At 58.6% G+C, this 26523-nt stretch carries 27 protein-coding genes; 10 read left to right on the forward strand and 17 right to left on the reverse strand.

The genetic code is table 11. From position 1 onward, the window contains the following. Positions 1-11 precede the first annotated feature (11 nt). Positions 12-593, forward strand: a complete 582-nt coding sequence (locus LOY43_RS13550; protein ID WP_095049087.1) for a DinB family protein — start codon at positions 12-14, stop codon at positions 591-593. Between the two features lie 124 nt (positions 594-717). Further along, positions 718-1215, forward strand: coding sequence for a GNAT family N-acetyltransferase (locus tag LOY43_RS13555; protein WP_093432839.1), 498 nt, complete (start codon positions 718-720; stop codon positions 1213-1215). A 333-nt stretch (positions 1216-1548) separates the two neighbouring features. Here LOY43_RS13555 and LOY43_RS13560 read toward each other — a convergent pair whose 3' ends face one another. The 3 genes from LOY43_RS13560 to LOY43_RS13570 all read right to left on the reverse strand — a co-directional run bounded on the left by LOY43_RS13560 (position 1549) and on the right by LOY43_RS13570 (position 4175). Further along, a complete protein-coding gene (locus LOY43_RS13560) occupies positions 1549-1758 on the reverse strand; it encodes a hypothetical protein (protein ID WP_093432836.1) in 210 nt (69 codons plus the stop codon). A gap of 276 nt (positions 1759-2034) precedes the next feature. Then, positions 2035-3783, reverse strand: a complete 1749-nt coding sequence (locus tag LOY43_RS13565) for a phosphoethanolamine transferase CptA (RefSeq protein ID WP_095048852.1) — start codon at positions 3781-3783, stop codon at positions 2035-2037. A gap of 209 nt (positions 3784-3992) precedes the next feature. Further along, positions 3993-4175 carry a DUF6026 family protein gene (locus LOY43_RS13570; protein WP_007914840.1) on the reverse strand — a complete coding sequence of 61 codons (183 nt, stop codon included), beginning with the start codon at positions 4173-4175 and terminating at the stop codon, positions 3993-3995. A 273-nt stretch (positions 4176-4448) separates the two neighbouring features. Between LOY43_RS13570 and gnd the strand changes: the two genes are divergently transcribed. From gnd to LOY43_RS13585, 3 genes are read left to right on the forward strand one after another with little or no spacing between them, the layout of a single operon-like run. Further along, a complete protein-coding gene (gene gnd / locus LOY43_RS13575) occupies positions 4449-5429 on the forward strand; it encodes a phosphogluconate dehydrogenase (NAD(+)-dependent, decarboxylating) (protein ID WP_095048853.1) in 981 nt (326 codons plus the stop codon). Continuing rightward, positions 5426-6949, forward strand: coding sequence for a glucose-6-phosphate dehydrogenase (zwf, locus tag LOY43_RS13580; protein WP_093432830.1), 1524 nt, complete (start codon positions 5426-5428; stop codon positions 6947-6949). Before gnd ends, zwf begins: the two co-directional genes overlap by 4 nt. Then, positions 6946-7767 (forward strand): HAD family hydrolase, encoded by an 822-nt coding sequence (locus LOY43_RS13585; protein ID WP_258709842.1) that lies wholly within the window; start codon positions 6946-6948, stop codon positions 7765-7767. Before zwf ends, LOY43_RS13585 begins: the two co-directional genes overlap by 4 nt. Positions 7768-7891: 124 nt before the next feature. Here the strand turns inward: LOY43_RS13585 and nhaB are convergent, their stop codons facing one another. From nhaB to LOY43_RS13600, 3 genes are all read right to left on the reverse strand, one after another. After that, complete coding sequence (nhaB, locus tag LOY43_RS13590; protein ID WP_093432826.1) at positions 7892-9394, reverse strand: sodium/proton antiporter NhaB; 1503 nt, start codon at positions 9392-9394, stop codon at positions 7892-7894. 73 nt (positions 9395-9467) lie between these two features. Beyond that, entirely contained in the window at positions 9468-10769 is a 1302-nt protein-coding gene (locus tag LOY43_RS13595) for a hypothetical protein (protein WP_095126281.1), read from the reverse strand. Positions 10770-11049: 280 nt separating this feature from the next. Then, on the reverse strand, positions 11050-11316 hold the full coding sequence (locus LOY43_RS13600; RefSeq protein ID WP_095048857.1) for a hypothetical protein: 267 nt from the start codon (positions 11314-11316) through the stop codon (positions 11050-11052). Between the two features lie 355 nt (positions 11317-11671). Between LOY43_RS13600 and LOY43_RS13605 the strand changes: the two genes are divergently transcribed. Beyond that, positions 11672-12997: a sigma-54 dependent transcriptional regulator gene (locus LOY43_RS13605; RefSeq protein WP_016983762.1), complete on the forward strand. Its 1326-nt coding sequence runs from the start codon at positions 11672-11674 to the stop codon at positions 12995-12997. A 99-nt stretch (positions 12998-13096) separates the two neighbouring features. On the opposite strand, the gene LOY43_RS13610 is transcribed toward LOY43_RS13605, so the two are convergent. From LOY43_RS13610 to LOY43_RS13650, 9 genes are all read right to left on the reverse strand, one after another. After that, positions 13097-14401 carry a hypothetical protein gene (locus LOY43_RS13610; RefSeq protein WP_095048858.1) on the reverse strand — a complete coding sequence of 435 codons (1305 nt, stop codon included), beginning with the start codon at positions 14399-14401 and terminating at the stop codon, positions 13097-13099. A 45-nt stretch (positions 14402-14446) separates the two neighbouring features. Next, a complete protein-coding gene (locus LOY43_RS13615) occupies positions 14447-15193 on the reverse strand; it encodes a hypothetical protein (RefSeq protein ID WP_095048859.1) in 747 nt (248 codons plus the stop codon). A gap of 44 nt (positions 15194-15237) precedes the next feature. Continuing rightward, positions 15238-15918, reverse strand: coding sequence for a C39 family peptidase (locus LOY43_RS13620; RefSeq protein WP_095048860.1), 681 nt, complete (start codon positions 15916-15918; stop codon positions 15238-15240). A gap of 63 nt (positions 15919-15981) precedes the next feature. After that, positions 15982-16974 carry a heme utilization protein gene (locus LOY43_RS13625; protein ID WP_095048861.1) on the reverse strand — a complete coding sequence of 331 codons (993 nt, stop codon included), beginning with the start codon at positions 16972-16974 and terminating at the stop codon, positions 15982-15984. 73 nt (positions 16975-17047) lie between these two features. Further along, complete coding sequence (locus LOY43_RS13630; RefSeq protein WP_095048862.1) at positions 17048-17623, reverse strand: adhesin; 576 nt, start codon at positions 17621-17623, stop codon at positions 17048-17050. Position 17624: 1 nt separating this feature from the next. Then, the gene (locus tag LOY43_RS13635; RefSeq protein ID WP_038361181.1) at positions 17625-18077 is read right to left on the reverse strand and encodes a hypothetical protein; all 453 of its coding nucleotides are present in this window, start codon (positions 18075-18077) and stop codon (positions 17625-17627) included. Between the two features lie 357 nt (positions 18078-18434). Then, positions 18435-18959, reverse strand: a complete 525-nt coding sequence (locus tag LOY43_RS13640) for an AAA family ATPase (protein WP_258709843.1) — start codon at positions 18957-18959, stop codon at positions 18435-18437. Next, complete coding sequence (pnuC, locus tag LOY43_RS13645; RefSeq protein WP_095048865.1) at positions 18956-19519, reverse strand: nicotinamide riboside transporter PnuC; 564 nt, start codon at positions 19517-19519, stop codon at positions 18956-18958. The genes LOY43_RS13640 and pnuC overlap by 4 nt, the downstream gene beginning before the upstream one ends. 295 nt (positions 19520-19814) lie before the next feature. Continuing rightward, entirely contained in the window at positions 19815-21449 is a 1635-nt protein-coding gene (locus LOY43_RS13650) for a methyl-accepting chemotaxis protein (protein WP_095048866.1), read from the reverse strand. A 305-nt stretch (positions 21450-21754) separates the two neighbouring features. Here LOY43_RS13650 and LOY43_RS13655 point away from each other — a divergent pair, with 305 nt between their 5' ends. Together LOY43_RS13655 and LOY43_RS13660 are read left to right on the forward strand one after the other, a co-directional pair. Beyond that, entirely contained in the window at positions 21755-22585 is an 831-nt protein-coding gene (locus LOY43_RS13655) for an undecaprenyl-diphosphate phosphatase (RefSeq protein WP_095048867.1), read from the forward strand. Then, positions 22582-23013: a DUF1294 domain-containing protein gene (locus LOY43_RS13660; RefSeq protein ID WP_258709844.1), complete on the forward strand. Its 432-nt coding sequence runs from the start codon at positions 22582-22584 to the stop codon at positions 23011-23013. The genes LOY43_RS13655 and LOY43_RS13660 overlap by 4 nt, the downstream gene beginning before the upstream one ends. 118 nt (positions 23014-23131) lie before the next feature. Here LOY43_RS13660 and LOY43_RS13665 read toward each other — a convergent pair whose 3' ends face one another. Both LOY43_RS13665 and LOY43_RS13670 read right to left on the reverse strand, forming a co-directional pair. Continuing rightward, the gene (locus LOY43_RS13665) at positions 23132-23491 is read right to left on the reverse strand and encodes an MmcQ/YjbR family DNA-binding protein (protein WP_258709845.1); all 360 of its coding nucleotides are present in this window, start codon (positions 23489-23491) and stop codon (positions 23132-23134) included. Then, positions 23488-24396 carry a LysR substrate-binding domain-containing protein gene (locus tag LOY43_RS13670; protein ID WP_093432790.1) on the reverse strand — a complete coding sequence of 303 codons (909 nt, stop codon included), beginning with the start codon at positions 24394-24396 and terminating at the stop codon, positions 23488-23490. The genes LOY43_RS13665 and LOY43_RS13670 overlap by 4 nt, the downstream gene beginning before the upstream one ends. Before the next feature lie 128 nt (positions 24397-24524). Here LOY43_RS13670 and LOY43_RS13675 point away from each other — a divergent pair, with 128 nt between their 5' ends. Together LOY43_RS13675 and LOY43_RS13680 are read left to right on the forward strand one after the other, a co-directional pair. Next, positions 24525-25136, forward strand: a complete 612-nt coding sequence (locus LOY43_RS13675) for an FMN-dependent NADH-azoreductase (protein ID WP_095048870.1) — start codon at positions 24525-24527, stop codon at positions 25134-25136. A gap of 235 nt (positions 25137-25371) precedes the next feature. Beyond that, complete coding sequence (locus tag LOY43_RS13680; protein WP_095048871.1) at positions 25372-26409, forward strand: dienelactone hydrolase; 1038 nt, start codon at positions 25372-25374, stop codon at positions 26407-26409. The last annotated feature ends 114 nt before the right edge of the window (positions 26410-26523 follow it).

A 26523-nucleotide genomic window follows, 5' to 3' on the forward strand; every position in this document is an offset into this window, starting at 1 on the left:
AGGGCGCCGACATGAGCCAAGCGTTATCCCATCATTTGCTGACCATGGCATACCAGAATGCCTGGGCCAATCATCGCCTGGCCAAGGCCTGGACGCAGCTGAGTGCGACGGATCTGGCGGCGCCTCGGGTGAGTTTTTTTCCGAGCATTCGTCTGACCCTCAATCACATCCTCACCTGCGACTGGTTCTACGTCGATGCACTGGAGCGCGAGCTGCGCGGAGCTGAACCGCACCCCGATTGCTACGTGTTTTTCAACGTGGACGAGCCGTTTGCCGACGGCCCGCAACTGCGCGAAGAGCAGGCCCACGTTGATCGACGTCTGATCGCCTATTGCGAGCAACTGCGCGATGCCGATCTGACGCGCATCGTCACCATTGCCCGTGATACGCCGCAGCACGACAGCCGTTTGCGCATGCTTTCGCACCTGTTCGAACATCAGATTCATCACCGTGGACAGGTGCACGCGATGCTCAGTGATACTTCGGTGAAGCCGCCGCAACTGGATGAGTTTTTCTGTGTCGGCGAGAGTGGACTGCGCGCTGAGGATTTTGCCGAACTGGGCTGGACTGAAGAGTTGATCTGGGGCCACTGAAAAAGCAAAAGATCGTCCGATCTTTTGCATTTGTCGGTTGCCCGCCCGATCACCCCCGCGCTAATGTCAGACAGCCTTTCAGTACGCACTTTGCGCGCCGGGGCTTTTGTGTTCGGGGATGGAAATGGATTCCGCAGAAATTCTTGTACTTCAGGCCAGCTACAGTAATCCAACGCACGCCGAGGCCATCGGTATCGTGCTCAACCACTATGCAGAAGACCCAATGGGCGGCGGTCATTCGCTCGACCCTGAGCTGCTGCGCCGACTGCCCGAAGAACTGGCCCGGCGCCCGCATGCGTTCAGCGTGCTGGCCTTCGTCGGTGGTGAACCGGCGGGACTGGTGAACTGCTTTGAAGGGTTTTCCACGTTTGCCTGCAAGCCGCTGGTCAACGTCCATGACGTGGCGGTGGTGGGCCGGTTTCGCGGTCTCGGCCTGAGCCAGAAGATGCTGCAGAAAGTCGAGGAAATTTCTCGCCAGCGCGGTTGCTGCAAAATCACCCTCGAAGTGCTGGAAGGCAACGCCGTGGCGCAGAATGCCTACAGCAAGTTCGGCTTTGCGCCGGGCATGTTCGACCCGGATCACGGGCGTATGCTGTTCTGGATCAAGAATCTGCAAGCCTGAAAGCCTGAAAAGCCCCTCACCCTAACCCTCTCCCAGAGGGAGAGGGGACTGACCGAGGTGTTTGGGCGAGATACGTCGACCTGAAACATCAAGCCGAACTCAGGTTTTGAATAGCATGAAAATCGGCTCCCTTTCCCCCTCGCCCCTTTGGGGAGAGGGCTGGGGTGAGGGGGTTGGATCTTGCTGACCCAACCCCATCTGCGAACTCGCGACAGCATAAGGTCGAACACCCCGCTCATTGCCCATAAAAAAGGCGCCCCAATCAGGGCGCCAAACTGTCTTCTTCCAGGCCAGAGCGGAGCCACGGAAGGTCCATCGGTTGCTCGATCAATCTCAGTCGCGATACGACTCGGTCACTTGCGCCGTCTGATCGGCGGGAACGCGAATTTCCTTCGCGTTGGCGTCACTCTTCTGCTCGCTCTGGGCTTGGTGAACCGGGAAGTTGTCGTAGTAATAACGCATACGCTCAGCGCCGCCCTCGGCAAAAACGCTGGCAGAACCCAGGGCAAACAGCCCGGCAAGGATTGCGGTAGTGATTTTCATGGTGCCTCCTACTGAACAAGTGGGAGCCGTTCGTCCATGAAGCAGATCTCGGAAGAGAGTCTGGGAGGCCTGAATTAACTCGGGGTTAACGCCCGTTCAGTGGAGTTTTTGCAGCATGTTGCAGAACATTTGATAGTCGGGATCGGGGGGGGGCACCTGTCAGAGCTGACCGTGGCGACGCATTGGACGGGGCAGAGGTAACAAGCGAAATTCGAGGCAGGCTGGATGAGTTTTCTGCGGACATGAAAAAGGGGCCGGTTCCGGCCCCTTCTGGTGTTACTTCTGCGCGACATCCGCCGGCGCGGCGTCGGTTTTCTTCGGCTTCATCAAACTGAAGTCGATCAGCGCACGCTGCTCGGTCTGGTACGGGTCGCCGATCAGCAGGGGGCGAGCCTTGAAGCTGTCGCTGACCAGGCTCTTGCTGTGGTCGAGTTCATCGAAGCTCAAACCGGCCAGGTCAGCCCAAGTATGGATCAGATGCGAGCTGCTATACGGGCGATCGAGGTCGGCGGCGAAGTTCCAGTCGTGATTGGCTTTCCACTTTGGCGACGCCCAGGCCATGAACGGGATGGTGTACATCGGCGCTGTCGGTTTGTTTTCGTTGCGGCCCAGTGTCTTGTGGCCCACCGAGTCGAACACGTCTTCACCGTGGTCCGAGAGGTACAGCAGGAAGCCATTCGGATCGGATTTGGCGTAATCCTTGATCAGGCTCGACACCACGAAGTCGTTATACAGCACGGCATTGTCGTAGCTGTTGTAGGTCGGGACTTGGTCGTCACGCACGCCGGCTGGTACGCCGGTGCGGTCCTGGAACTTGTCGAACGTCGGCGGATAGCGGTACTGATAGCTCATGTGCGTGCCGAGCAAATGCACAACGATCAGCTTGCGTGGCGCCGCGTCAGCCAGGGCCTTGTTGAACGGCTCGATCACATCACCATCGTACTGCGCGGCGTTCTGGTTGCGGTTGTTGTTCAGGTACACCTGCTCGTCGGCCTGTTCGGAGAACGTGGTGAGCATGGTGTTGCGCTTGGTCATGGTCTGCTGGTTGGTGATCCAGAAGGTCTTGTAGCCGGCCTGTTTCATCATGCTGACCAGCGACGGTGTCGACAGGTACAGGTCGGGGTGCTCTTCGTCAGCGAAGGTCAGCACCTGCTGCAACGCCTCAATGGTGTACGGACGCGGAGTGACGACATTGTCGAAAACCGCCAGTTGATCCTTGAGCTTGTCCAGTTCCGGCGTGGTGTTGCGCTGATAGCCATAAAGGCTCATGCGCTGACGGTTGGTCGATTCGCCGATCACCAGCACCAGGGTCTTCGGCTGGTCGGCTGAGGCGTCCTTGAGGTTTTTCAGCGGCGGGATCTTGCTCACGTTGTGCAGCATGCCCTGCATGTCGGCGAGGGTTTCCTGGTAGCGGTGATAGGCCACGACCATCTGCCATGGCACCGCCGGCTCGATGCGGGTTTCGAATTTCTCGAAGCCTTGGGCGAAGGTGCCCATGCGCATTGTCTGTTTGACCAGCGGATAACCGATCACCGCAATGAGGATTGCCATCGCCGCGACGAATGCGCGGCCACGGGGCATGTATACCGGACGCAGACGCGTCCACAGGAAGTAAGCGAAGGCGGTGTGTGCGAGGAACGCTGGCACCATCCACCAGGCAAAGTACTGGGTCATGTACTCGCCGGCTTCAGAGATGTTCGACTCGAACATGATGAAGATGACGCTCTGCGAGAACTCCTGCTCATAGATGAAAAAGTAGCCCAGGCTGGCCATCGAGCAGGCCCACAGCACCACGCCAATGATGGCAGCGAGCAGTTTGGTGCGTTTGGGGAACAGCAACATCGGTGCTAGCCAGATCGCGCTCATGACGAACGCCTGACGGAACCCGGTGAAGCCGGAGGTGCCGGTCAGCTGGATCAGCAGTTGGGTGATACCCGAGAAGTACCAGAAGAATACAAACAGCCAGAGAAATCCGGCCCAATCGAAACCTGTCGCAGTCGTTTTGCTGCGTTTGAACAATGCCATTCGGCGCTCCAGCTCACTCGTTACAACCACCGCCGGAACATCCATGAAGCCGACGAACGGAGGCCGTACACGCAGGTACGGCCAGAATGGGGCGGAGTATTACGAAGAGAATGTGAAAAGTTTGTGAGTTGCCGCTTTGCTCTATAGAGAGGCGGGCAGCGATGGATCATGTCGGGAACAGCGGCGGCCGTTCCCGAAACAGGCGGGGATCAGGCGTGGGGGTGACGCTGAACGACCGGCAAAGGTTGCGGCTGCACACCTTGGGTCAACAGGCGCAGCTGCGCCAGCTCCTGTTTCAACTGGTCGCGTTCGTCTTTCAACTGGCGCAATTCATCGCGACGGATTGTCACGTACAGGGTTTGTGGCGGCATTGCTGTGTGTACTGTGCCCATTGCTCACCTCGCAAATGGCGTGCATCAACTGTAGGTCGTCCCCGCTTTGGGGTACTGACTTACTATCGGCGCCGATTTTGATTTCTTTTGCCTGTGAATGGAACTTTTTTATTTTTCATGGTCGGTGTGTCTTCGGCAGGATTCGGGGCGTTATCAGTCTGGATCGGGCACAATGCCCGGAAACTTCATCGCAACGCTCTGGACTAACCTCCATCAGTCGCGTTGGGCTATAACCAATGACACACATTTATTTGTAGTAAGGAGCATCAGCACATGCAACTCGGGATTATTGGACTGGGCCGCATGGGCGGCAATATTGCGCGACGTCTGATGCTCAACGGTCACACCACCGTTGTTTACGACCGCAATACCGCTTTCATCGAGAACCTGGTCGCCGAGGGCTCCACCGGCGTCGCCGACTTGCCGGCAATGGTTGCCGGCCTGGCCAAACCGCGTGCGGTCTGGGTCATGTTGCCGGCCGGCGCGCCGACCGAAGACACCATCAACACCCTGAGCACTTTGCTCGAAGCCGGCGATACCATCATCGACGGCGGCAACACCAACTATAAGGATGACATCCGCCGGGCCAAAACTCTGGCCGAGAAAGGCCTGCACTACATCGACGTCGGTACCTCCGGCGGCGTCTGGGGCCTGGAACGTGGCTATTGCATGATGATTGGCGGTGACGCTGAAACCGTGCAGCGCCTCGACCCGCTGTTCGCTGCTCTGGCGCCGGGCATGGGTGATATCCCGCGCACCAAGGATCGCAAGTCCGACGACCACCGCGCCGAACATGGCTACATCCACGCCGGTCCCGCCGGTGCCGGGCACTTCGTGAAGATGATTCACAACGGTATCGAGTACGGCATGATGGCCGCGTTCGCCGAGGGCTTCGACATCCTCAAGACCAAGTCCAGTGAGCGCCTGCCGGAAGATCAGCGTTTCGACCTCAATGTGGCCGACATCGCTGAAGTGTGGCGCCGTGGCAGCGTGGTGTCGTCGTGGTTGCTCGACCTGACCGCCGATGCACTGGCCAGCGATCCGAAGCTCGACGGCTTCTCCGGTTCGGTTGCCGACAGCGGTGAAGGTCAATGGACCATCGAAGCGGCCATGGAACAAGCGGTGCCGGTACCGGTGCTGTCGAACTCGCTGTTCTCGCGCTACCGCTCGCGCGGTCAGGGCACCTTTGGCGACAAGATTCTTTCGGCCCAGCGCTTCGGCTTCGGCGGCCACGTGGAGACACCGAAGAAATGACCCATACGATCCGCAGAAAATCCAAGGCAGAACCCGCACCACCGACCACGCTGTTTTTGTTCGGTGCCCACGGCGACCTGGTCAAGCGCTTGCTGATGCCGGCGCTGTACAACCTCAGTCGCGACGGCTTGCTTGACGACAATCTGCGGATCGTCGGCGTTGACCACAACGCCATTACCGATGAAGCCTTCGCGCAGAAGCTCGAAGATTTCATCCGCACCGAAGTGGCGGCGAAGGTCGGCAAGGGCGATCAGATGCTTGATCCGGCCTTGTGGGCCAAGCTCGCCAAAGGTATCAGCTACGTCCAGGGCGACTTCCTGGACGACAGCACTTATTCCGCGCTGGCGGCGAAAATCGCCGACAGCGGCACCGGCAATGCGGTGTTCTACCTGGCCACCGCGCCGCGTTTCTTCAGTGAAGTGGTGCGCCGACTGGGCGCGGCCAAATTGCTGGAGGAAACTCCCGAAGCGTTCAGAAGGGTGGTGATCGAGAAGCCGTTCGGCTCCGATCTGCAAACCGCCGAAGCGTTGAACGCCTGTTTGCTCAAGGTGATGTCCGAGAAGCAGATCTATCGGATCGACCATTATCTGGGCAAGGAAACCGTGCAGAACATTCTCGTCAGCCGGTTCTCCAACAGCCTGTTCGAAGCCTTCTGGAACAATCACTACATCGACCACGTGCAGATTACCGCAGCCGAAACCGTCGGCGTCGAAACCCGTGGCAGTTTTTACGAACACACCGGCGCCCTGCGTGACATGGTGCCCAATCACCTGTTCCAGTTGCTGGCCATGGTTGCCATGGAACCGCCGGCCGCGTTTGGCGCCGATGCGGTGCGCGGCGAGAAGGCCAAGGTTGTGGGGGCAATTCGTCCGTGGACCACTGAAGAGGCGCGGGCCAACTCGGTGCGCGGTCAGTACAGCGCCGGTGAGGTCGACGGCAAGCCGCTGAGCGGTTATCGCCAGGAGCCCAACGTCTCGCCTGACAGCAACACCGAAACCTACGTGGCACTGAAGGTGATGATCGACAACTGGCGCTGGGTCGGCGTGCCTTTCTACCTGCGCACCGGCAAGCGCATGAGCGTGCGCGACACCGAGATCGTCATCTGCTTCAAACCGGCGCCGTACGCGCAGTTCCGTGACACTGAAGTCGACGAATTGCAGCCGACTTACTTGCGCATCCAGATCCAGCCCAACGAAGGCATGTGGTTCGACCTGCTGGCCAAACGGCCGGGGCCGGCGTTGAACATGGCCAACATCGAGCTGGGTTTTGCTTACAAAGACTTTTTCGAGATGCAGCCGTCGACCGGGTACGAAACCCTGATCTATGACTGCCTGACCGGCGATCAGACGCTGTTCCAGCGCGCCGACAATATCGAGAACGGCTGGCGCGCGGTACAGCCGTTCCTTGATGCCTGGCAGCAGGATGCAAGTGTGCAGACCTACGCCGCCGGTGAAGACGGCCCGCAAGCCGCCGAAGATTTGCTGACTCGCGATGGTCGCGTCTGGCATGGCCTCGGATGAGTGACTTTCCGCAACAACCTATCCGTTTTCTGCTCAGTGACATGGACGGCACGCTGCTGCTGCCCGACCACACGCTGAGCCAGCGCACCATCGAAGCAGTGCGTTCGCTGCGTGAGGCGGGCGTGCTGTTCAGCCTCGCCACCGGTCGACCGCCGAAAGCCATGTTGCAGCAGATCGAAGCCTTGGGTGTTGATCTGCCGACGGCGGCGTTCAACGGTGGCACCATCGTCAATCCGGATGGCAGTTTGCTGGTTGCGCATTACCTGCCGGCGAGCACCGCGTTGATCGCGCTGGCAACGTTCGCCGATCAACCGGATGTGGAAATCTGGGTGTTCAGCGGCGGCGACTGGCTGCTCAAGGATCCTCACGGGCCGATGGTACCGCGCGAGCAGCATGGCCTCGGTTATCCGCCGGTGGTGGTGGAGAGTTTCGAGCCGTATCTTGAGCGCATCGACAAGATCGTCGCGACCAGTAACAACACTGAGCTGCTGATCGAACTGGAGGCGCGCCTGTTGCCCAAGGTCAATGGAATGGCGCAAGTGTCGCGTTCGCAACCGGTGTATCTCGACGTCACGGCGCTGGAAGCCAACAAAGGCACCGCGCTGGCGACGCTGGCCGAACATCTCGGTATTCCATTAGAGCAGACAGCTGCCATCGGCGATGGCGGCAACGACCCGGCGATGTTCCATTGTGCAGGCTTTTCGATAGCCATGGCCCAGGCGGAGGACGCGGTAAAGCGCCAAGCCGACGTGGTCACTGCGCCGAACACTGAAGACGGCGTGGCGCAAGCGATCGAGAAATACATCCTCCCTCGCTGACCCCACCCCAAAACCAATGTGGGAGCGAGCCTGCTCGCGAAAGCGGAGTGTCATTCAACGAATCCGTTGTCTGACATTCCCTCTTCGCGAGCAGGCTCGCTCCCACAGGTTTATTCAGTGTTGGTTAGAGCCAGTAGCTCACCGCGTACCAGCCCAGCAGCCCCATCACAAAGGTGTATGGCAACGCCATCCACACCATCCGCCCGTACGACAGGCGTACCAGCGGTGCAATCGCCGAGGTCAGCAGAAACAGGAATGCAGCCTGACCATTCGGCGTCGCCACGCTCGGCAGATTGGTACCGGTATTGATCGCGATCGCCAATGTCTCGAAATGTTCGCGGCTCATGTGGCCGGCGAGGAACGCCTGTTTCACTTCGGTGATGTAGATCGTGGCGACAAACACGTTGTCACTGATCGCCGACAGCAGACCGTTGGCAATGAACAGCATGCCCGGTTGTTGCTCGACCGGCAGGGCCAGTACCCACTCGATCAACGGCGCAAACAGCTGTTGATCGTGAATCACCGCAACCACCGCAAAAAACACCACCAGCAACGCCGTGAACGGCATGGCGTCCTTGAATGCGCTGCCCAGACGATGTTCGTCGGTGATGCCGGTAAACGCGGTGATCAACACAATCACCATCAAGCCGATCAGGCCGACTTCAGCGATATGAAAGGCCAGGCAGCCGATCAGGATCAGTGCCGCCGCGCCTTGCACCAGCAGGGCTGCGCGTTGGCGCGCCGTGCGCTCGGCGTTGTCTTCGGCGGCGTAATTGGCCAGCACGGCGCGAACATTGTCCGGCAGCAGGGTGCCGTAGCCGAACCAGCGCAGTTTCTCCAGCAACACGCAGGTGACCAGACCCGCGGCCAGCACCGGTATCGACACCGGCGCGACTTTCAGGAAGAACTCGGCGAAGTGCCAGCCCATTTCGTGGCCGATCAGCAGATTTTGTGGTTCGCCCACCAGTGTGCAGACACCGCCCAGCGCCGTACCGACCGCGCCGTGCATCAACAGGCTGCGCAAGAACGCGCGGAATTGTTCCAGATCGTCATGGTGAAGTTTTGGCAGGTTCCGGTCGTCAGCAAACTCACTGTCCTGGCGCGGATCGTTGCCCGACGCGACACGGTGATAAACGGAATAGAAACCGACCGCCGCACTGATGATCACTGCGGTCACCGTCAAGGCATCGAGAAACGCCGACAGAAACGCGGAAAGAAAGCAGAACAGCAAGGCCAGTATCGCTTTTGAACGCACGCCCAACAGCAGGCGCGAGAACAGAAACAGCAACAGATCTTTCATGAAGTAGATACCGGCCACCATGAACATCAGCAGCAGGATCACCGGGAAGTTGTGCACCAGTTCATCGTAAAGCGCTTGCGGGGTGGTCATCTTCAGCAGCAGCGCTTCGATCAACAACAAACCGCCGGGCATCAGCGGATAGCACTTGAGCGCCATCGCCAGGGTGAAGATGAATTCGATCACCAGCAACCAGCCGGCCGCGACCGGGCCGACGCTGAACAGCACGACGGCGTTGAGGATGAGGAAACCGACGATGGTCGCCTTGTACCAGCGTGGCGAGTGCCCGAGAAAATTTTGCGCGAACGCCTGGGCCATTGAACCGGACATCGGCTGCTCCTTGTCTTTAGAAGCGCGCAAGTTGCCGGATGCGTTGCGGAAGATCAAGTACAGTGCGTGTTTTTCAATGGTTCAGGTAACGCGCCACCATGGCTCGGTAGTTGCCATCCAATGAATAACCGCCGACGAGGATGGCATTGTCCGCTTGCACGGCCAGCGAGTTGGCCGTGTCGAGACTGCGCCCCAGACGTGTGCGCAGCCAGCCTTTGCCGTCACCGAAGCTGTGATCCAGGCCGCCGTCCCGCTGGTAACGAGCAACAATAAAATCTGCTTCGAATCCGCCAATGGTTGCACCGACCGCGATGATGCGGCCGTCCGCCATGCGCTGGGCGGCGCTCCATTGGCAGCCGCTCGGGCCGATTTCCAGCAACTGTGGTTGCACGCCGTGATGGTGCAGGTTCGGTCGACCGTTGGTGTGCAGGCTGTACGCCATGCACCGGATCGGGTCGCGACTGCTGCCGAAACAATGCAGTGCATCGGCCGATTCCAGGACCTGACTGACCTGAGCGCTTTGCCCGTGAGCCTTGAACGCCATGAATCCGTCCACGGCAAAACGCTCGTCGAGGCGACCATCAGGCAGGTAGCGCGCCAACAGACCCTCCTGTGGAAAGTCGATGGAGCCGGCCACTACAATTCGCCCATCCTCTTGCAACAGCAGGCTGCTGAGCCAGGTGTTGAGCAGCAAGTGGCGAATCATCACGAAGCCGCGGCCGTTGAAGGTTTCATCGAGGCTGCCGTCGGGCTTGAGGCGAATCAGCATGCCGGCATGGTCGGCGAGTTCGAAATGGTGATTGGCGATCAGCAGAATATGGCCGTCGTCCTGGACTACAAAGTCGCAGGCTTCAGCACCCGGGACGCCCGGCGGTAGCCAGGCATCACGGCTGCCCATGGACAAGTCGCCGGGCAGGCGCACTACCTGACGACCGTTGTCACCGAAGCGCAGATCCGGCTTGCCCTGTGCGTCAAACATGGCCAGAGCCGGCAAGGTGCGATGAGCGTTTTCATAATGCAGGCCGGCGAGCAGGATGCGTCCGTCGGGGAGTACCCGGACTTTACCGGCCGTGGCTTCAAAGCCCGGGGCAAAGGTTTCGATCACGCTGCCTTGATCGCCAAAGGTCAGATCGGCCGAGCCATCGGCAAGCATCCGTGCCAGGCCGAATCGGCTACCGGTGGCGACGCCGACCTTAGCTGCGACCAGCACCCGCCCGTGCGAATCGAGGGCGATGTCCTCGGTCAGGCTGGACACACTGCCCGCGAAATACACTTGAGCGACGCCGGTAGCGGCAAATGTTCTGTCGAGTTGACCGGCTCGACTCAATAACGAAGTCGATAGCGCCGGCAGCGCAAAAGTGTTCAGAGTGGACATGCACGCATCTCCTTGCGAGTTGACCTGGTACCGGGAACCGGGCGGGTAACTGCATGAGCGAAACATTCAATCCCTGAACCGGGAGAAGTACAACTGTAAGAACTAACAGGTGGACGGTCGCACTGTGCCAGAACAGTGTCTTTTTGAACCAATAGCAAGCCGGCCAAGCAGTTACGCCTGAATAAGTTGCAAATAGTTGTGTAAAAGTACGGAGAGTTAAAAAGATTAGAACTAACAGAGTAGGGCGGATGACCTGAGCGTCATCCGCATCGCCCGGCTGTTAGTGTGGCATCGACCAGGATTGCAGGCTGTAACCTTCTTCGCTGAGTTCAGCGCGAGCCTGCTCCAACAGTTGCTCGAGTTGCGCCGGATCAGAGTAGGCGCTGCTCGGGATCTGTTTGCGACCGATGTGCGAGTTGGTCCGGTCGATCACGGTCAGGCTGAGCTCGCCATTGCCGTCTTGTGGCGCCCAGGCCACGCACTGGAAAGGTTTGAACGCGTGGTTGGCAATCAAAAGAGCTTCGTTGATACGGAGCGGGGCGGTCATGGGGGTTTTCTCTCTGTCGTGCCCAATCAAATGTTGTGCCGTCGGTTGGGCTTACCGTTCGGCTGGTACTTGTACTGATGCACCGAACCGGTAGGCAGGTCACACATGAAACAAAGAAATTTCAACTTTCTTTCATGGTGTTGCTTTGTGGGCAGCTTTTGAAAGCTCACTGAAAGGTTGAAACAGCAATTTAGTCGATAGCTAACTAACAACCTGGTTTCTTATAACGCGTTTGCTTGTACACCTATAAGCAATCGATACAAGGCGCTGTCAAAATCTTGCTAATGTTACAGTCGGGTCTGCCAAATGACTGTTTTTACAATCATTTCTAATAATTTGGCGCCAAGGAACAGTCATGAGCGAAGCGCCTGCGTTACGACGTTTATTGGTGGTCGATCCGTGCGACGACTGCCACCGCTTATTGCCCGGATTACGCGCCGTAGGTTGGGATGTTGACAGTTGCACCCTGGAAAATGCCGCCGACCGCAGTTGTGATGTCGGCTTGTTGCGATTACAGCCGTTTCATCTTGAACGCCCCGAGGCGGTCAAGGAGCTGATCAGTCGCAGCGGCACTGAATGGATCGCCGTGCTCAATCAGGAAGTCCTGCGTTTACAGAACGTCGGTGACTTCGTCTGTGAATGGTTTTTCGATTTCCACACCTTGCCGTTCGACGTGTCGCGGGTGCAGGTCACCCTTGGCCGGGCATTCGGCATGGCGCGCTTGCGCGGGCAGGGCACGATTCACGTCGATCAACCCGAACATGAACTGCTCGGTGACAGCAAGCCGATCCGCGAATTGCGCAAATTGCTCAGCAAACTGGCACCGACCGAATCGCCGGTGCTGATCCGCGGCGAAAGCGGTACCGGCAAAGAACTGGTCGCGCGCACGCTTCATCGGCAATCCCAGCGTCACAGCAAACCATTTGTGGCGATCAATTGCGGGGCGATTCCCGAGCATTTGATTCAGTCCGAGCTGTTCGGCCACGAGAAAGGCGCGTTTACCGGCGCGCATCAGCGCAAGGTCGGGCGTATTGAGGCGGCCAATGGCGGTACGCTGTTTCTCGATGAGATCGGTGATTTGCCCCTTGAACTGCAGGCCAATCTGCTGCGCTTCTTGCAGGAAAAACACATCGAACGCGTCGGCGGCAGCCAGCCGATCCCGGTGGATGTGCGTGTGCTGGCGGCGACTCACGTCGACCTTGAAGCGGCCATCGAGAAGAAACGTTTTCGCGAAGACCTGTATTACCGGCTCAACGTGCTGCAGGTGGTCACCGCGCCGTTGCGTGAACGCCATGGTGATCTCTCGATGCTGGCCAACCACTTTTCCCACTTCTACAGTCATGAAACCGGCCGCCGTCCACGCAGCTTTAGCGAAGACGCGCTGATTGCCATGGGCAAACATGACTGGCCGGGCAACGTCCGTGAGTTGGCCAACCGTGTGCGTCGTGGTTTGGTGTTGGCTGAAGGGCGGCAGATCGAGGCCCGGGACCTGGGCTTGATCAGTCAGCACTCGATCGCCACACCGATGGGCACGCTGGAAGATTACAAGACCCGCGCCGAACGCCAGGCGTTGTGTGACGTGTTGAACCGGCACAGCGATAATCTCAGTGTGGCGGCCAAAGTGCTCGGCGTGTCACGGCCGACGTTCTACCGTTTGCTGCACAAACATCAGATTCGTTAGATCACTGAAGATCAAAAGATCGCAGCCTGCGGCAGCTCCTACATTGGGTTTGTGTAATCCCTGTAGGAGCTGCCGCAGGCTGCGATCTTTTGCGTTTGCTTAAAAGTAGTACGGGAATTTCAGGCTGAAGGAAAAGTCCGGGGCATCATCCGTCATGCCGATGGACAGGTTGGGTACGATGGTCAGGTTGTCAGTGGCAGCAATGGTCATGCCGACGTTGAAGTAACCGGCGTTGGCGTCGCTGGACACCACCGATTCCCAATCTCCGCCATCCTGTTTCAGCTTGCTCTTGCGTTGCACCAGATCAGACACCGAGAACGACATACTCATCTTTTCGTTCAGCGCAAAGGCAATACCGGCGCCGATCTGGAAGCTGTCGCCGATCTTTACCTTGCCCGGGTTTTTCTGGTTGACCGTAGAGCTGATATCGTCAAACGACTCCTCCAGGTTGTGGGTGTAGGACAAGCTGCCGAACAGCACCGCCGGGTCGAACGTCTTGACCAGCGAGATGCCCGGCGTGATCGACCAGACGCCGTTGCCGGTGGGCAGGGTGTCAGGTACAAACAGATTGGAGTTGGCATCGGTCTGGCGAAGTTTGATGCCGAACGGATCCTTGCCCGTTGGCGCCTTGACCCGCAGGGTGACCACCGCGTCCGGTGTATTGACCGACTCGTCGAGGAACTTGTAAGCAATGCCGAAGTTGACGTCGCCAATGGTTGGATCCTTGGTGACGGTTTCTTCTGTGGTGACTCCCGCCGCGCCCTCATTGCCGCCGCCCGACTGATAAGTCGATTCGCGATACACCACGGGCACGTTCAGGTCGAACTGCCAGCGATTATCGAAGTTGTAGCGGCCCGTCAGGTCGAGAGTCCAGGTGTCGGCCTTGATCCGGTCGAGGTTGATGTTGCCGAGAAAAATCGAATCCAGCGCGAGGAAGCCGTTGAGAATCAACTGGCGCGTGTCATAGCGCGAATAGGTGATGCCGGTTTCGACGCTGAACTTGCCGCCGCCGAAGAAGCCACTGGCCTCGTCGTACAGGTTGGAAACGCTCTGCGCCGGTTGCGAATCGTCCGCCAGCGATTGCCCGTAAGAAGCGCCACTGCCCCCGGCGGCGCCTCCTGATGCGGCTGCCGCACCGGTACCGGTGGCGACGCGGTTGCCTTTCATGTCCGATGGTGATTTGGCCAAACGTTTTGGCGGTGGGGCGGCGGGTTGCTCTTCAACCTGGCGGACTCGTTGTTCGAGGACCGCCAGGGCCTTTTGTTGTACTTCGTATCTTTGCTTCAGCTCCAGAAGCTCTTGTTTCAGGGTTTCTACATCGGCGTCCGGTGCCGCTTGCAGCATCGCGGCCGGGAGAAGAGTGCTCAAACACACTGCGGCACGCAGTGATACTGATCGATACATGAATAAGCCGTCCCTTTAAGCCCAATGATCGAGACTCAGCGTAGTTCAATATCCAATAGTGCGTAGTGCCCTGAGTTGACTCAGGTTGCAATCCAGTGCGCCGGCACTCATGCCGTTATTGTTCAATACGACGTTGAGTTGAGTCATGTTATTGACCACGTTGGCACTGCCCAGCAGACGGGTATTCTGCAGCAAGCCACCTTGGGCGACTTGTTGCAGGGCTGTGCCCTGATTGCCGGCGGCTTGAATGGCCATCTGTACGCCGCCACCGTTGGCCGAAACGGCCACGCTGCCCGCGGCATTGCTGCCGCCAATGGTTTGTCCGGCCATCAGTGCCTGCCCTTGAGTGGGCACCAGCGCGGGGGCCTGATTGGCTTCCGAAACGTTGATGGCTACATTGTTGTAGGCGGTATTGCTGTCGCCAGCGGCACGCACGCTCTGCGTCACGCCCTGGCTGCTGTTGAGGCCGGCGCCACCAGTGATCGTGCCGGTACCCGCAGGAAGGGGACTGCCGTTGCCGTGCTCCTTGATCGTTTGCACATAAAATTCGGGTCTAACCGTTGCTGCCTGAAGTTGCATCGAGGTGGCTGCCCCGATCAAATCTCCGCTGGCATTGCGCCAGGTACTGCTCATGACAATGCCGAAGCTGATAATCCGCCCCGGCATGACATAACGACCACGCAGCTCGGCGAGCTCCTGGTCCTTGATCTCTATGGGTTTGAATCCTGCATTGGCGTAGCCCGATGCGCTCGCTGCCAGGCAGGCGGCGGCCAGCCAGTATGAGGTTTTCATCTGCTGCTCCCGGGACATCCAGTCCCATTTTCTATAATCGGCGATTAAAAGAAGTCGCTCTGAATGAACCCAAAATCCATCAATTCAGCATCTTTGACCGGGTTGAAACCGTCGAGCTTGTTCTTGGCCGTCAATGGCACCGGAGGGCTGCGCAAGGCGTTGGCCTTGTCATATCCGGGACCGACGATGGCGAAGACAATGCCGTTCCAGCCTTTGACAAAGTCATCATGTTTGTAGCGTTTATGGCCGAGAACCGGGTCTCCGATGTAAACCCAATCCTTGTCCGAACGCTGCAACACGACGAAATGCTTGTAGCCGCGAATTTCCATCAGTACCACCACCGGGATCGTTACCGCTTCGAGCTTTTCCGGTGGAATCTTGTAACCCCTGGCGCGCATGCCGATGCTTTCTATGTAGCGCTTCATGTCGAGCATGGAAAACCCTTGAGTACGAACAAGGTCCTGGTCAGCGTTGACCAGCATGCCTTTGATGATGTGCTCCTCATCGACGTCGAGCCAATAGGCTTGGCGTAATACCGTGGCCAGTGCAGCAGCGCCGCAGCTGAAATCGGTTTTCTGTTCGACGATGTCGGCAAACTTGCGCTCACGGATGCTCTGCACGTTTTTGTAGACGAGCGTGCCACCCGGCAGGGCAGCGACGGGCATCTGACCGGCCTGAGTCAGGCCACAGACGAAAAGCAGAGCGAGGAGAGCAGGCTTACGCATGATCGATACGCCTTTGCGGACTGAGGAAAAGCCCCGTTTCCGGGGCTTTCGTTTCGATCGCAGTTACAGGCAGGCTCTGCAGCCAGCAGCGATGGACAGCGAGTTGCTTTGTTGGTTGCCCACACCCGCCGAGACGTTGGCTCCGCCGTTGCCGGAGAAGTTGTTCATCGAGTTGGTCATGTTGGCGTTGTTGACCACTGGCGCTTTCCAGCCGTCTTTGGTCATGACTTGCTGAGTGGTTACGCCAGCGAGGCCAAAGGTACCCACGGCTTCGAACTTGGCTTTCTGGTCATCGTTGCCACCGTGACCGCCGCCACGATTGCCCCAACCGCCGTGATCATTATCGTCTTCGATGGTTGCAGTGCCTTTTGCCTTGAACACGCCGGCAGCGGCATAAGTGCCGGTGAGGGTGTCGGTTTTGTAGGTCTGCACGCCTTTGTTTTCTACAACCAGGCCAGTGGAAGACTGGTTGGCAGAAGCAGCAGCCTGAGCTACGCGGCCACCGGATACGGCGATCGCCAGGTTGTTTTTCTGCTGGTTGAAGTTGCCGGCAGTGACGTTGATACCGATGTTGCCGGAACCATTGTTGCCTGCGTTGTTGAGCGTAGCGTTATTGAAGGTGGACGAGTTTTTCACATAGTTGTTGGTGTTGACTTGAGTGGCACTCGAAGCAGCAACAGCGTTACCGAAGATGAAGCTTTCGTCAGCGGTGGCCAGCGCAGCAGCGTTGTCCTGCTGGTTGCCGTCGCCGGCTGCAACGTTGGCGCCCATGTTGCCGTTGGAACCGTTGAGCGAATCACTGGCATTAGCGTTGTTCAAAGTGCCCTGGTTTTTCACCACGTTGCCGTCGCTGTCTTGCACGTCAAGCACAGCGGCACCGGCGCCTGCGGTGATTTGCAGCAGTTGTTCCAGGGTTGGGCCTTTAGGCTGGTTATTACCATGCCCGTTGCCGTGCCCATTACCATGATCGTCATCACGACCGCCTGCCTGTGCTGCGATTGCCATCACTGCTGCAAGTGCGAAAACCAGTGGTTTGAGAGCCATTGTAGGTTTCATGGTGTTTCTCCATCGTGCTTATTAGTTGGTTAAGTGTTGGTACTTTCTAATTGCACTGCTTTTGTTGTTTGGGTCAGTCAGCGACCCGGATGCTCAGGGTGTTAGCCATTCGGTTCCCCACCCCGGCACTCTGGTTCACCTGGATTACCCCGCGGCTGCCGGTGAAGGCCTGATCACTTGTCGTGACCTGGCGACTGCCGGGTGAGGTCCCAGTTGCTCCTGAGCTTGGTAAAAGCGCCACGTTCTGTTGTGAAAGGGCACTGTCGTCAACGCTCTGCGGGGCAGCACTGATGCTGACGCGCGTGACGTTGGCCATCTGGTTGTTGGCGCCGGCACCCTGGTTCACACCGAGGATCCCGTTGCCATTACTGAAAGAGGTGCCGCCAATGGATGCGCTGGCGTCGATGGAGCGCGAGGCCGGTGTGTCGATTTTCTGCATGACGCTGGTACTGGCGTGGGATTCGGTGCCGATTGCCACTGCCTTGACGTTGGTCTGCTGCATTTGATCGCCAGCCGCCTGGTTGACGTTGAAGTTGCCGCGATAATGGACGCCGGAGTCTTGAATATTGGCGTTGTTCACTGAAACGGGATCAGCAGCCATAACTGTGGTGCAACCGAGCAGGGCGAGCAGAAGGAGTGAACGATTCATCTCATTGGCCTCCGGCCATGCGGGTCAGGGGGGCAAGGCCGGAACTCATGGCGCGGTTGATCGTGCCGGAAATCGCACCACCGGAACCGCCGCCGTGTCCTGCGCTCATGCCGGGCATGCCGTTGGGATTGGTGACGGTATTGAGGCCTGGCAGGTTGCTGCCGGCCTGGACATTGTTGACGGTGCGGAACGCGCTGCCGCTGGCGACACCGGCGAAGTCGCCATCGCTCAATTCGGTGCTGTTCATGGTGGAATTGATGCGCGCGGACGGGTTGGCATTGACGGTGGTCGGGTAGGGGTCTTTGCCACCATTGCGACCGATAGGAATAGGCTGAACATCGCGGTTGAGGACGATGACGCCGTTGCCTTCCGCCTGCACGTTGAAGCTGATCAGCGTACTGGCTGCTGATCCGATCAGCAGAAGGCAGGTCAAACCTTTTTGGATATTCCCCACGGCTGCAATTCCTTCTTCAGTGGGCTGGCCCGAGTCAGCGTTGTGAAGGAGAGAGCGAAAGCTGTGCCGCTTTTTAAAAGTTTTTGAATTTCAATGAGTTGGCAAATAAACACGCGCAGCTGAAACACGAGCTGTTTCAGCGTTGAAACACCCACGGCCGCGCCGAGCTGTCTATTGGCTGAGCAAAGCTCTGGAACAAGGGTTTGCGACGATGTGTTTCAACCACGTAACAACTCGGATGACAAAGCCATGAACAGCGCTGAAACGGGCACTCTGCACGTCAACGAGTGTTTCAGAATCGGACACTTTGTCCCCAAAACAGGGGAAAGTGCCGGGGAAGGTGACCCGTTGACCGGGTCATTCGACCAGTAATTGCTCGACGGCGGCAAAGGCCTGCACTTGGCGCTCGGCCCAATTGCCCTGGATGACCTGAAAGTGCTGGTGGTGGTTTTCCAGCCAGTTCTGCGTGGCTTGGTAAAACGCCAGACGCTCGTCCAGATCCGGTTGGCAGCGCTGACCGTCATCGGTCCAGTTGATCTGTTCCGGGGACAAAAGAAGGTGCAGGTCGTAATGCCGTGCCAACAGCTCGGTTTCCAGCCAGTCCGGACAGTCAGCAAACAGCGTCTGGCTCCACAGCATGTTGCTCAGCAGATGGGTGTCGAGAATCAGCAGTGACGGCTGTTGCGCCCGAGCCTCATCCTCCCATTGCAACTGGCCCCGAGCGATATCAGGGATGTCGGCCAGGCATGTATCGCGGGGATTGAGTTCGATAAACCGACGCACGTATTCATCCACCCGCAAGCCGCCAAAGCGTTGTTGCAGGCCCGCCGCCAGCCAGCTCTTGCCAGTGGATTCGGGGCCGGTCAGGACCACAACCTTCATGGGCGCAACGCCGGGTCGGCGCGCCATTCGCGATAGCCTTGCACCGCCAGCAGGGTGAATAGCCCGTACAGCGCAGCGGTCAGGTACAGCCCTTTGTAGATGAACAACCCGACAAAAATCACATCGAGTACGAACCATAGCGCCCAGCATTGCAGGCGTTTCTGTGCCATCCACAGTTGCGCCACCAGGCTGAAACCGGTCAGCGCCGCATCCAGCCACGGTTGCGCGGCGTCGGTCCAATGCGCCATGGCCGCGCCGAGCAAGACACTGCCGACCGCGCCAACGCTGAGGCCGAGCAACAGAGTGCGGCGATCGAGGCGAGTGACCTCGCGGCCGTCATGCATCGTCCCGGCGCGGGTCCATTGCCACCAGCCATAAACTTGCAGCGCGGCGTAGATCACTTGCAGCAACATGTCCGAATACAGCTTCACTTCAAAGAAGATCCAGCTATAGAGCAACACCATGACCAGACCGATCGGCCAGCACCACGGATTCTGTTTGACCGTCAGCCACACGGCGATCACCCCGAGGGCGGCGGCAAACAGTTCAAGCCCGGACATGGGGGTTCCTTGGGGGAGTGAAAGAAGGGGGCGGATTGTACTGCATTGGGCTAGGTACTGATGATCGCTGTAGATCAAAAGCCCCTCACCCTAACCCTCCCGAAACGTCGGACCGCCCGTAGGGAGAGGGGACTGAGCGAGTTGGATGTTCGAGATACGCCGACCTGATCTTTCTGCGTTGAATCCATAATCGACTCGATTTTTCAGGTCGACGTATAGCTTGAGACACCTCGGTCGGCCCCCTCTCCTTGGGGAGAGGGGTGGGGTGAGGGGTGGGCTCACCACAGTACACGGGTCAGACGCGGAACTGGCGCAGGAGGGCGTTGAGTTGTTCGCTCAACTGGCCAAGTTTCAGGCTGGCCGCACTCGATTGTTCGGCAGCGATCGCCGTGCTGTGCGAGAGGCCGGCCGCCTGAGTGACGTTCTGATTAATGTCCTCGACCACATGCGCCTGCTGCAACGTGGCGCTGGCAATCGACGCGTTCAGGCCATTGAGATTACGCAGTGCCTGGCCAATGGCATTCAGGCTCGCACCGGCCAACCCGGCTTGTTCGATGGTCAGTTGCGACGCCTTGCTGCTGTCGCCGATCACTTTTACGGCGGCTTCGGAGTGGTTCTGCAGGCGCTCGATCATCGACTGGATTTCCGCCGTCGACTTCTGCGTACGTTGCGCCAACAAGCGTACTTCATCCGCCACCACGGCAAACCCGCGACCTTGCTCCCCGGCCCGCGCCGCTTCAATCGCGGCATTAAGCGCGAGCAGGTTGGTCTGTTCGGCAATCGAACGGATCACCTCCAATACGCTGCCGATCTGCGTGCTTTCGGCAGCCAGGGTGCGAATCACTTCCACCGCTTGATCAATGGTGCCGGACAGCTTGTCTATCTGCTGCAAGCTGCCGTCGATATTGATCTGGCCCTGTTGCGCCTGCGCTTCGGCATCGCGCATTTCGGCGGCGGCGTGCTCGGCGTTCTTTGCCACGTCCTGCACGCCATAGGTCACTTCGTTGATCGCCGTGGCCACCAGTTCCATCTGCTGCGATTGCTGCTGGCTGCGTTGCTGAGCCTGCGAGGCGTCGTTGCCCAGTTCGCTGGACGACTGGCCCAAGGCGCTGGCCGACACCTGCAAATCACCGATCACCCGGCGCAGCTTGGCGGTGAAGGCGTTGAAGTGATGCGCCAGTTCAGTGACTTCATCTTTGCCATGGGTATCGAGGCTGCGGGTCAGGTCGCTTTCACCGCTGGCAATGTTGGCCATGGCGTTCACGGTTTCCTGCAATGGGCGGACGATGCTGCGCGCGATGAGGATCACCAACAGCGCCATGATCACGGCGATCACCAGGCCGATGACCGTAGCCTTGATCACTTGGCCCTGGAATTCCGCCTGCACATCGTCGACGTAAACCCCGGAGCCGAGCACCCAGCCCCACGGTTCGAAAAGTTTGACGTAGGACGTCTTGGCCACCGGCTCACTGGCGCCCGGTTTTGGCCAGCGGTAGTCGACCATGCCCGCGCCTTTCGATCGGGCGATGGCGACCATTTCGTTGAACACCGCAAAGCCGTCCGGGTCACGGATCGCCGAGAGGTTCTGGCCTTCGAGTTTCGGGTTGGTCGGGTGCATGACCATCACGGGCGTGAGGTCGTTGATCCAGAAGTAATCGCTCTGGTCGTAACGCAGGCCGCGAATTGCCGTCAGCGCCTGTTTCTGTGCAGCCTCTTTGCTCAGGGTGCCGGCGGTTTCGAGGTCGTGGTAATAGGTCAGCAGGCCGCTGGCGGTCTGCACGACGTGCTGGGTTTTCTGGGCTTTGGCATGGTAGAGATCGTCGTGGATCTGCTTGAGCATCAACACGCCCAAGGTCAGCAACATGACCACCGCCACAATCAAGATGAGCCACAAGCGTCGGCTGATCGACACACTGCGCAAGCTGTTCATAACGCTGTCACTCCGGATTCTTTTTCTTGTAATAAACGACCGCCAGCATCCAACCACGATTTCGTGAGCGGGCATACGCGACCCAAGTCGTATAACGCGGCAGCGCTAATAAGGCTTGTCTGTTAGGATTTCGGCCCCGCGCGTGAAAACCTGAATCCAAATTGATATTTCACGGAATTTTGACCGTTTCGTGTGGATCCTGTGCGTGCGGAATCGGTACAGCCATAAACAGCTACGCTGATCGCAGTGAACGCTAGAAAAATACTATCGGGGCATGCCGGCGCGCATCGCTCTTTGGGGGATTGATGGATCTTTGGACGGCCTTGCAGGCACTGATACTAGGAGTTGTAGAAGGGCTGACGGAGTTTTTGCCCATTTCCAGTACCGGACACCAGATCATTGTTGCCGACTTGCTTGATTTTGGCGGCGAACGGGCCATGGCGTTCAATATCATCATCCAGCTCGGCGCGATCCTCGCGGTGGTCTGGGAGTTTCGACGCAAGATTTTCGATGTGGTCATCGGTTTGCCGACGCAGCCCAGCGCCCGTCGTTTCACCGCCAACCTGCTGATCGCATTTCTGCCCGCTGTGGTGCTGGGCGTGATCTTTGCCGACCTGATCCACGAATACCTGTTCAACCCGATTACCGTTGCGACCGCGTTGGTGGTGGGCGGCATCATCATGTTGTGGGCGGAAAAGCGTCAGCATGAAGTGCACGCCGAAACGGTCGACGAGATCACCTGGAAAGATGCCCTGAAAGTCGGCTTCGCCCAGTGTCTGGCGATGATTCCCGGCACTTCGCGTTCTGGCTCGACGATCATTGGCGGCTTGCTGTTCGGCCTGTCGCGAAAGACCGCTACCGAGTTTTCCTTCTTCCTTGCGATGCCGACCATGGTCGGTGCGGCGGTTTACTCGGGCTACAAGTACCGTGACTTGTTTGTACCAGCGGACTTCCCGGTGTTCGCCATCGGTTTCGTCACCGCATTCATCTTCGCCATGATCGCCGTGCGCGGTTTGCTCAAGTTCATCGCCAGCCACAGCTATGCAGCATTTGCCTGGTATCGGATCGTATTTGGTCTAGTCATTCTGGCGACGTGGCAGTTTGGCTGGATTGATTGGGCGGCGGCCAAGCCATGAGTGATTCCCGCGCACGCCGGCCCGAAGGGCGACCTTCGGGCGGCAACAACATCCAGCATCTGAAGCTGAAACTGCTGGTTCTGCTGGTCGTCTGCGCGCTGCCGTTGTTCGGCTCGGTGTCGATGTGGTTGCGCGGGATTTCGTTGGTGCCGCTGACGGCTTACGGTGTTGTGAGTGTGTTGGCGTTCTTCATGTACTGGGCCGACAAGCGCAAGGCGCGCGCCGATGCCTGGCGCACACCGGAGAATATCCTCCATGCTCTGGAACTGGCGGGCGGCTGGCCGGGCGCATTGATCGCCCAGCAGGTGTTCCGGCACAAGACGCGCAAGGTGTCGTTTCAGATTCTATTCTGGGTGATTGTCGTGTTGCACCAAGTGTTCTGGATCGACCAGCTGTTTCTCGGCTCGAACTTGCTGACGCTGTTCTGAATACACCGCAATTCCCTATGTAGGAGCTGCCGAAGGCTGCGATCTTTTTGATCTTGCTTTTAAAAGATCAAAGTCAAAAGATCGCAGCCTTCGGCAGCTCCTACACAGGGGGTCGGGTTTACAGCAACAAACCTATTTGGGTTTTCTTCGGCAACTTGCTCACCACCAACTGATGCGAGCGCTGCAACAACCCGCACAATTCCTCGGCACCCAGCGGGTAGGGCGGATGCATGATGATCCACTGCGCCCGCGCCAGATACGGCGCCGGGTGAATGCCCGGGCGGTCGCAATGACCGAGAAACAGATCTTTATCAACCTTGAACGCCAGCGAATCCCCACGCAGCCCCTGCAAGGCAAACATCTTGTTGCCGGCAATCGAAAACACTCGCACGCCGCCCCATTTGTAATCTTCCCGAGCGCCCGGCAATGCCAGGCAGAACGCCGCAACGTCGGCTTCGTTCATCTTTCCCTTGCTCATAACAACCGTTCCCCACAGGCATTGAACGACTCGACCAGATGATCGATCCACGCGCGCACCGCCGGCATCACCCCGCGTCGATGCGGATACACCGCTTGCAGCCAGCCGCCGGGCAGTGACCACTCCGGCAACATCTGCACCAGCGTGCCGTTTTCCAGCTCCGCCTCGCAATACATCATCGGTAACAGGGTAAATCCCTGACCGGCGAGGACGCAGGCCTTGCGTACGACAAAATCATCGATGCCCAGGCGAGCCTCCATGTTCAGTTCGAAACTGTGGCCCTGCTGATCGAGCAGGCGCACATGCACCATGCGATCGGCCTCCAGCGCACCCAGTACGGGCAGATGCTTCAAGTCTTGCGGATGGTTGATCGTCTTGCCCTGTAAAAACGCCGGGCTGGCCACCACGACCATCTGCGCCTGACGCAGGCGTCGGGTCACCAGCAGCGGATCCTCGTCACCGTGCTCACGCACGCGCAACGCGACATCAAAGCCTTCACCGACCAGATCGACCCGGCGATTGAGCAGTACGACTTCCAGTTGCACCTGGGGGAATTTGCCGAGGAAATCGCTGATCACCCACGGCAACATTTCCCGGGCCAGACCTGTAGGGCAGGAAACGCGCAGTCGCCCGCGCGGCTCGCTGGACATGCTCGCCACCGCCTCATCGGCCATTTCTGCTTCGAGAAGCATCGCCTGACAGTGGCGCAAGTAACGTTCGCCAACCGCGGTGAGATTGAGTTGCCGGGTGGTGCGTTGCAGCAAACGCGCGCCAAGGCGTTCTTCCAGTTCGGCAATGCGCCGCGATAACCGTGATTTGGGAATCCCGAGCAATCGCCCGGCCGCAGCAAAACCGCCGGCCTCGACGACTTTGGCGAAATAGTAGAGATCGTTGAGGTCTTGCATCAGGGACATCCGACTGTTCTATCAGTGGGACAAACTATCGCATTTCAGGCGGCTAATCATCCATTGGTTTCTTGCGTAGGATTGTCTCCATTCCGTCGCCACCGGCGATTCCTTCCAGGAGATTCCACATGAAACTGCTGCATATCGATTCGAGCATTCTGGGCGACAACTCGGCTTCCCGTCAGTTGAGCAGCGAAGTTGTCAAAGCCTGGCAAGTTGCCGAGCCAAGCGCCGTGGTGACCTATCGCGACCTGGCCGCCGACGCCATCAGCCACTTCTCGTCGACCACCCTGGTCGCCGCTGGCACCACCGCTGAGCTGCGTAACGCCGCACAACAGCACGAAGCCGAACTGAGTGCTTCGACCCTGGCCGAGTTCATCGCCGCCGACGCGGTTGTGATCGCGGCTCCGATGTACAACTTCACCGTACCGACCCAACTCAAGGCGTGGATCGACCGCGTTGCAGTCGCCGGTCAAACCTTCCGTTACACCGAAGCCGGCCCTGAAGGTCTGTGCGGTGGCAAGAAAGTGGTGATCGTATCGACTTCCGGCGGCATTCATGCCGGTCAGGCCAGCGGCATCGCTCACGAAGAATATCTGAAGCTGGTACTGGGCTTCCTCGGCATCACCGACATCGAAATCGTCCGCGCCGAAGGCTTGGCGTATGGCGACGAAGTGCGTAACAACGCCATGACCGCTGCACAAGCGAAGATCAGCGAGCAACTGTTCGCCGCCGCGTAAGGCTTGCGTAAAGAACAGCTGATGTTCAGGTAACACCCAAAAAACTCTGTATTCTGGTTCCGCAAGGGGCGAATACGGAGTTTTTTGTATCTGACTGTTACATAATCTGGCCCGGGTTATGCAGTCACACAATCAGCGTCTGAGTGCATTGTCGTACCGGAACACCGAATCCCCGGGTTTCAGGCCCGCAACGCAACGGAACTTTCGATTGAGTAACAACAGGGTGGGGCATCCCATGATGCGTCTTTGTGCAACGTTACTGATTTGCCTGCTCGGCAGCCTTAACACAGTGCATGCCGCGCCTGGGCGACACCCGGTCTGGAGCGTCGGTTATCACGAGATGACCTTCCTCGATCCGCTCGACCTGCAACCGATGCGCGCCATCGCCTTTTATCCCTCCAGCGATCGTGAACACCTGAGTCTGCTTGAGGGCTATTCGGTCGAAGCCGGCGAAGACACCAAAGTCGCCATCGGCCGCTTTCCGATGCTGATGCTGTCCCACGGCAACACCGGCACGCCGCTGGCGTTGCACGACCTGGCGACCTCGCTGGCGCGCAAAGGCTTTGTTGTGGTGGCGGTGATTCACCCCGGCGACAATTCCAAAGACCACAGCCGACTCGGCACCCTGAGCAACCTCTACGGGCGGCCGATCCAGATTTCCGAAGCCATCACCGCGACCTTGGGCGATCGCATGCTTGCGCCGTACGTCAACGCCGATCAAGTCGGGGTGATCGGTTATTCCGCAGGCGGCGAGACCGCGTTGATCCTGTCCGGGGCGCAACCGGATCTCGATCGCCTGCGTCGGTATTGCCAAGAGCGCCCGGACGATCGTGATGCCTGTAATACGCAAGGTGAGTTGATCGTTGATCGGGATGATCTGCAACCGGTGGCCGATCCGCGCGTTCATGCGCTGTTGCTGATGGCGCCGCTGAGCCTGAAGTTTGGCCGTCACACCCTGGCCGATGTGCATGTGCCGGTGCTGCTCTACAGCGGTGATGGTGACAAACTGGTGGCCTTCGACAAGAATGCGGCCGCGCTGGCGCGCAAACTGCCGACGGCACCGGATTTCAAATTACTCGCAGGGGCTGGGCACTTCGTATTTATGGCGCCGTGTAACGAAGAGCAGATTCGCGCGATGCCGGCGCTGTGCACCGATGCTGATGGTGTGGATCGCGAAGATATCCATCGCAACCTGATCTCGGAGGCCGGGCGATTCTTCTCGCACACCTTGGGTAAACCGACCCGGGCCGGCATGCAGACCGCGGATCAATAGTCAGGTGCAGAACCCTTGTGGGAGCGAGCCTGCTCGCGAAAGCGTCATACCATTCAACATATTAGGTGACTGACACACCGCTATCGCGAGCAGGCTCACACCTACAGGGGATCG

This window comes from Pseudomonas sp. B21-041 (assembly GCF_024748675.1).
GTDB lineage: Bacteria > Pseudomonadota > Gammaproteobacteria > Pseudomonadales > Pseudomonadaceae > Aquipseudomonas > Aquipseudomonas neuropathica.

What these genes read in the sequence shown, in the direction of transcription:
- LOY43_RS13550 (WP_095049087.1), top strand. Translation starts at nt 12, where the DNA reads ATGAGCCAAGCGTTATCCCATCATTTGCTGACCATGGCATACCAGAAT.
- LOY43_RS13555 (WP_093432839.1), top strand. Translation starts at nt 718, where the DNA reads ATGGATTCCGCAGAAATTCTTGTACTTCAGGCCAGCTACAGTAATCCA.
- LOY43_RS13560 (WP_093432836.1), bottom strand. Translation starts at nt 1,758, where the DNA reads ATGAAAATCACTACCGCAATCCTTGCCGGGCTGTTTGCCCTGGGTTCT.
- LOY43_RS13565 (WP_095048852.1), bottom strand. Translation starts at nt 3,783, where the DNA reads ATGGCATTGTTCAAACGCAGCAAAACGACTGCGACAGGTTTCGATTGG.
- LOY43_RS13570 (WP_007914840.1), bottom strand. Translation starts at nt 4,175, where the DNA reads ATGGGCACAGTACACACAGCAATGCCGCCACAAACCCTGTACGTGACA.
- gnd (WP_095048853.1), top strand. Translation starts at nt 4,449, where the DNA reads ATGCAACTCGGGATTATTGGACTGGGCCGCATGGGCGGCAATATTGCG.
- zwf (WP_093432830.1), top strand. Translation starts at nt 5,426, where the DNA reads ATGACCCATACGATCCGCAGAAAATCCAAGGCAGAACCCGCACCACCG.
- LOY43_RS13585 (WP_258709842.1), top strand. Translation starts at nt 6,946, where the DNA reads ATGAGTGACTTTCCGCAACAACCTATCCGTTTTCTGCTCAGTGACATG.
- nhaB (WP_093432826.1), bottom strand. Translation starts at nt 9,394, where the DNA reads ATGTCCGGTTCAATGGCCCAGGCGTTCGCGCAAAATTTTCTCGGGCAC.
- LOY43_RS13595 (WP_095126281.1), bottom strand. Translation starts at nt 10,769, where the DNA reads ATGTCCACTCTGAACACTTTTGCGCTGCCGGCGCTATCGACTTCGTTA.
- LOY43_RS13600 (WP_095048857.1), bottom strand. Translation starts at nt 11,316, where the DNA reads ATGACCGCCCCGCTCCGTATCAACGAAGCTCTTTTGATTGCCAACCAC.
- LOY43_RS13605 (WP_016983762.1), top strand. Translation starts at nt 11,672, where the DNA reads ATGAGCGAAGCGCCTGCGTTACGACGTTTATTGGTGGTCGATCCGTGC.
- LOY43_RS13610 (WP_095048858.1), bottom strand. Translation starts at nt 14,401, where the DNA reads ATGTATCGATCAGTATCACTGCGTGCCGCAGTGTGTTTGAGCACTCTT.
- LOY43_RS13615 (WP_095048859.1), bottom strand. Translation starts at nt 15,193, where the DNA reads ATGAAAACCTCATACTGGCTGGCCGCCGCCTGCCTGGCAGCGAGCGCA.
- LOY43_RS13620 (WP_095048860.1), bottom strand. Translation starts at nt 15,918, where the DNA reads ATGCGTAAGCCTGCTCTCCTCGCTCTGCTTTTCGTCTGTGGCCTGACT.
- LOY43_RS13625 (WP_095048861.1), bottom strand. Translation starts at nt 16,974, where the DNA reads ATGAAACCTACAATGGCTCTCAAACCACTGGTTTTCGCACTTGCAGCA.
- LOY43_RS13630 (WP_095048862.1), bottom strand. Translation starts at nt 17,623, where the DNA reads ATGAATCGTTCACTCCTTCTGCTCGCCCTGCTCGGTTGCACCACAGTT.
- LOY43_RS13640 (WP_258709843.1), bottom strand. Translation starts at nt 18,959, where the DNA reads ATGAAGGTTGTGGTCCTGACCGGCCCCGAATCCACTGGCAAGAGCTGG.
- pnuC (WP_095048865.1), bottom strand. Translation starts at nt 19,519, where the DNA reads ATGTCCGGGCTTGAACTGTTTGCCGCCGCCCTCGGGGTGATCGCCGTG.
- LOY43_RS13650 (WP_095048866.1), bottom strand. Translation starts at nt 21,449, where the DNA reads ATGAACAGCTTGCGCAGTGTGTCGATCAGCCGACGCTTGTGGCTCATC.
- LOY43_RS13655 (WP_095048867.1), top strand. Translation starts at nt 21,755, where the DNA reads ATGGATCTTTGGACGGCCTTGCAGGCACTGATACTAGGAGTTGTAGAA.
- LOY43_RS13660 (WP_258709844.1), top strand. Translation starts at nt 22,582, where the DNA reads ATGAGTGATTCCCGCGCACGCCGGCCCGAAGGGCGACCTTCGGGCGGC.
- LOY43_RS13665 (WP_258709845.1), bottom strand. Translation starts at nt 23,491, where the DNA reads ATGAGCAAGGGAAAGATGAACGAAGCCGACGTTGCGGCGTTCTGCCTG.
- LOY43_RS13670 (WP_093432790.1), bottom strand. Translation starts at nt 24,396, where the DNA reads ATGCAAGACCTCAACGATCTCTACTATTTCGCCAAAGTCGTCGAGGCC.
- LOY43_RS13675 (WP_095048870.1), top strand. Translation starts at nt 24,525, where the DNA reads ATGAAACTGCTGCATATCGATTCGAGCATTCTGGGCGACAACTCGGCT.
- LOY43_RS13680 (WP_095048871.1), top strand. Translation starts at nt 25,372, where the DNA reads ATGATGCGTCTTTGTGCAACGTTACTGATTTGCCTGCTCGGCAGCCTT.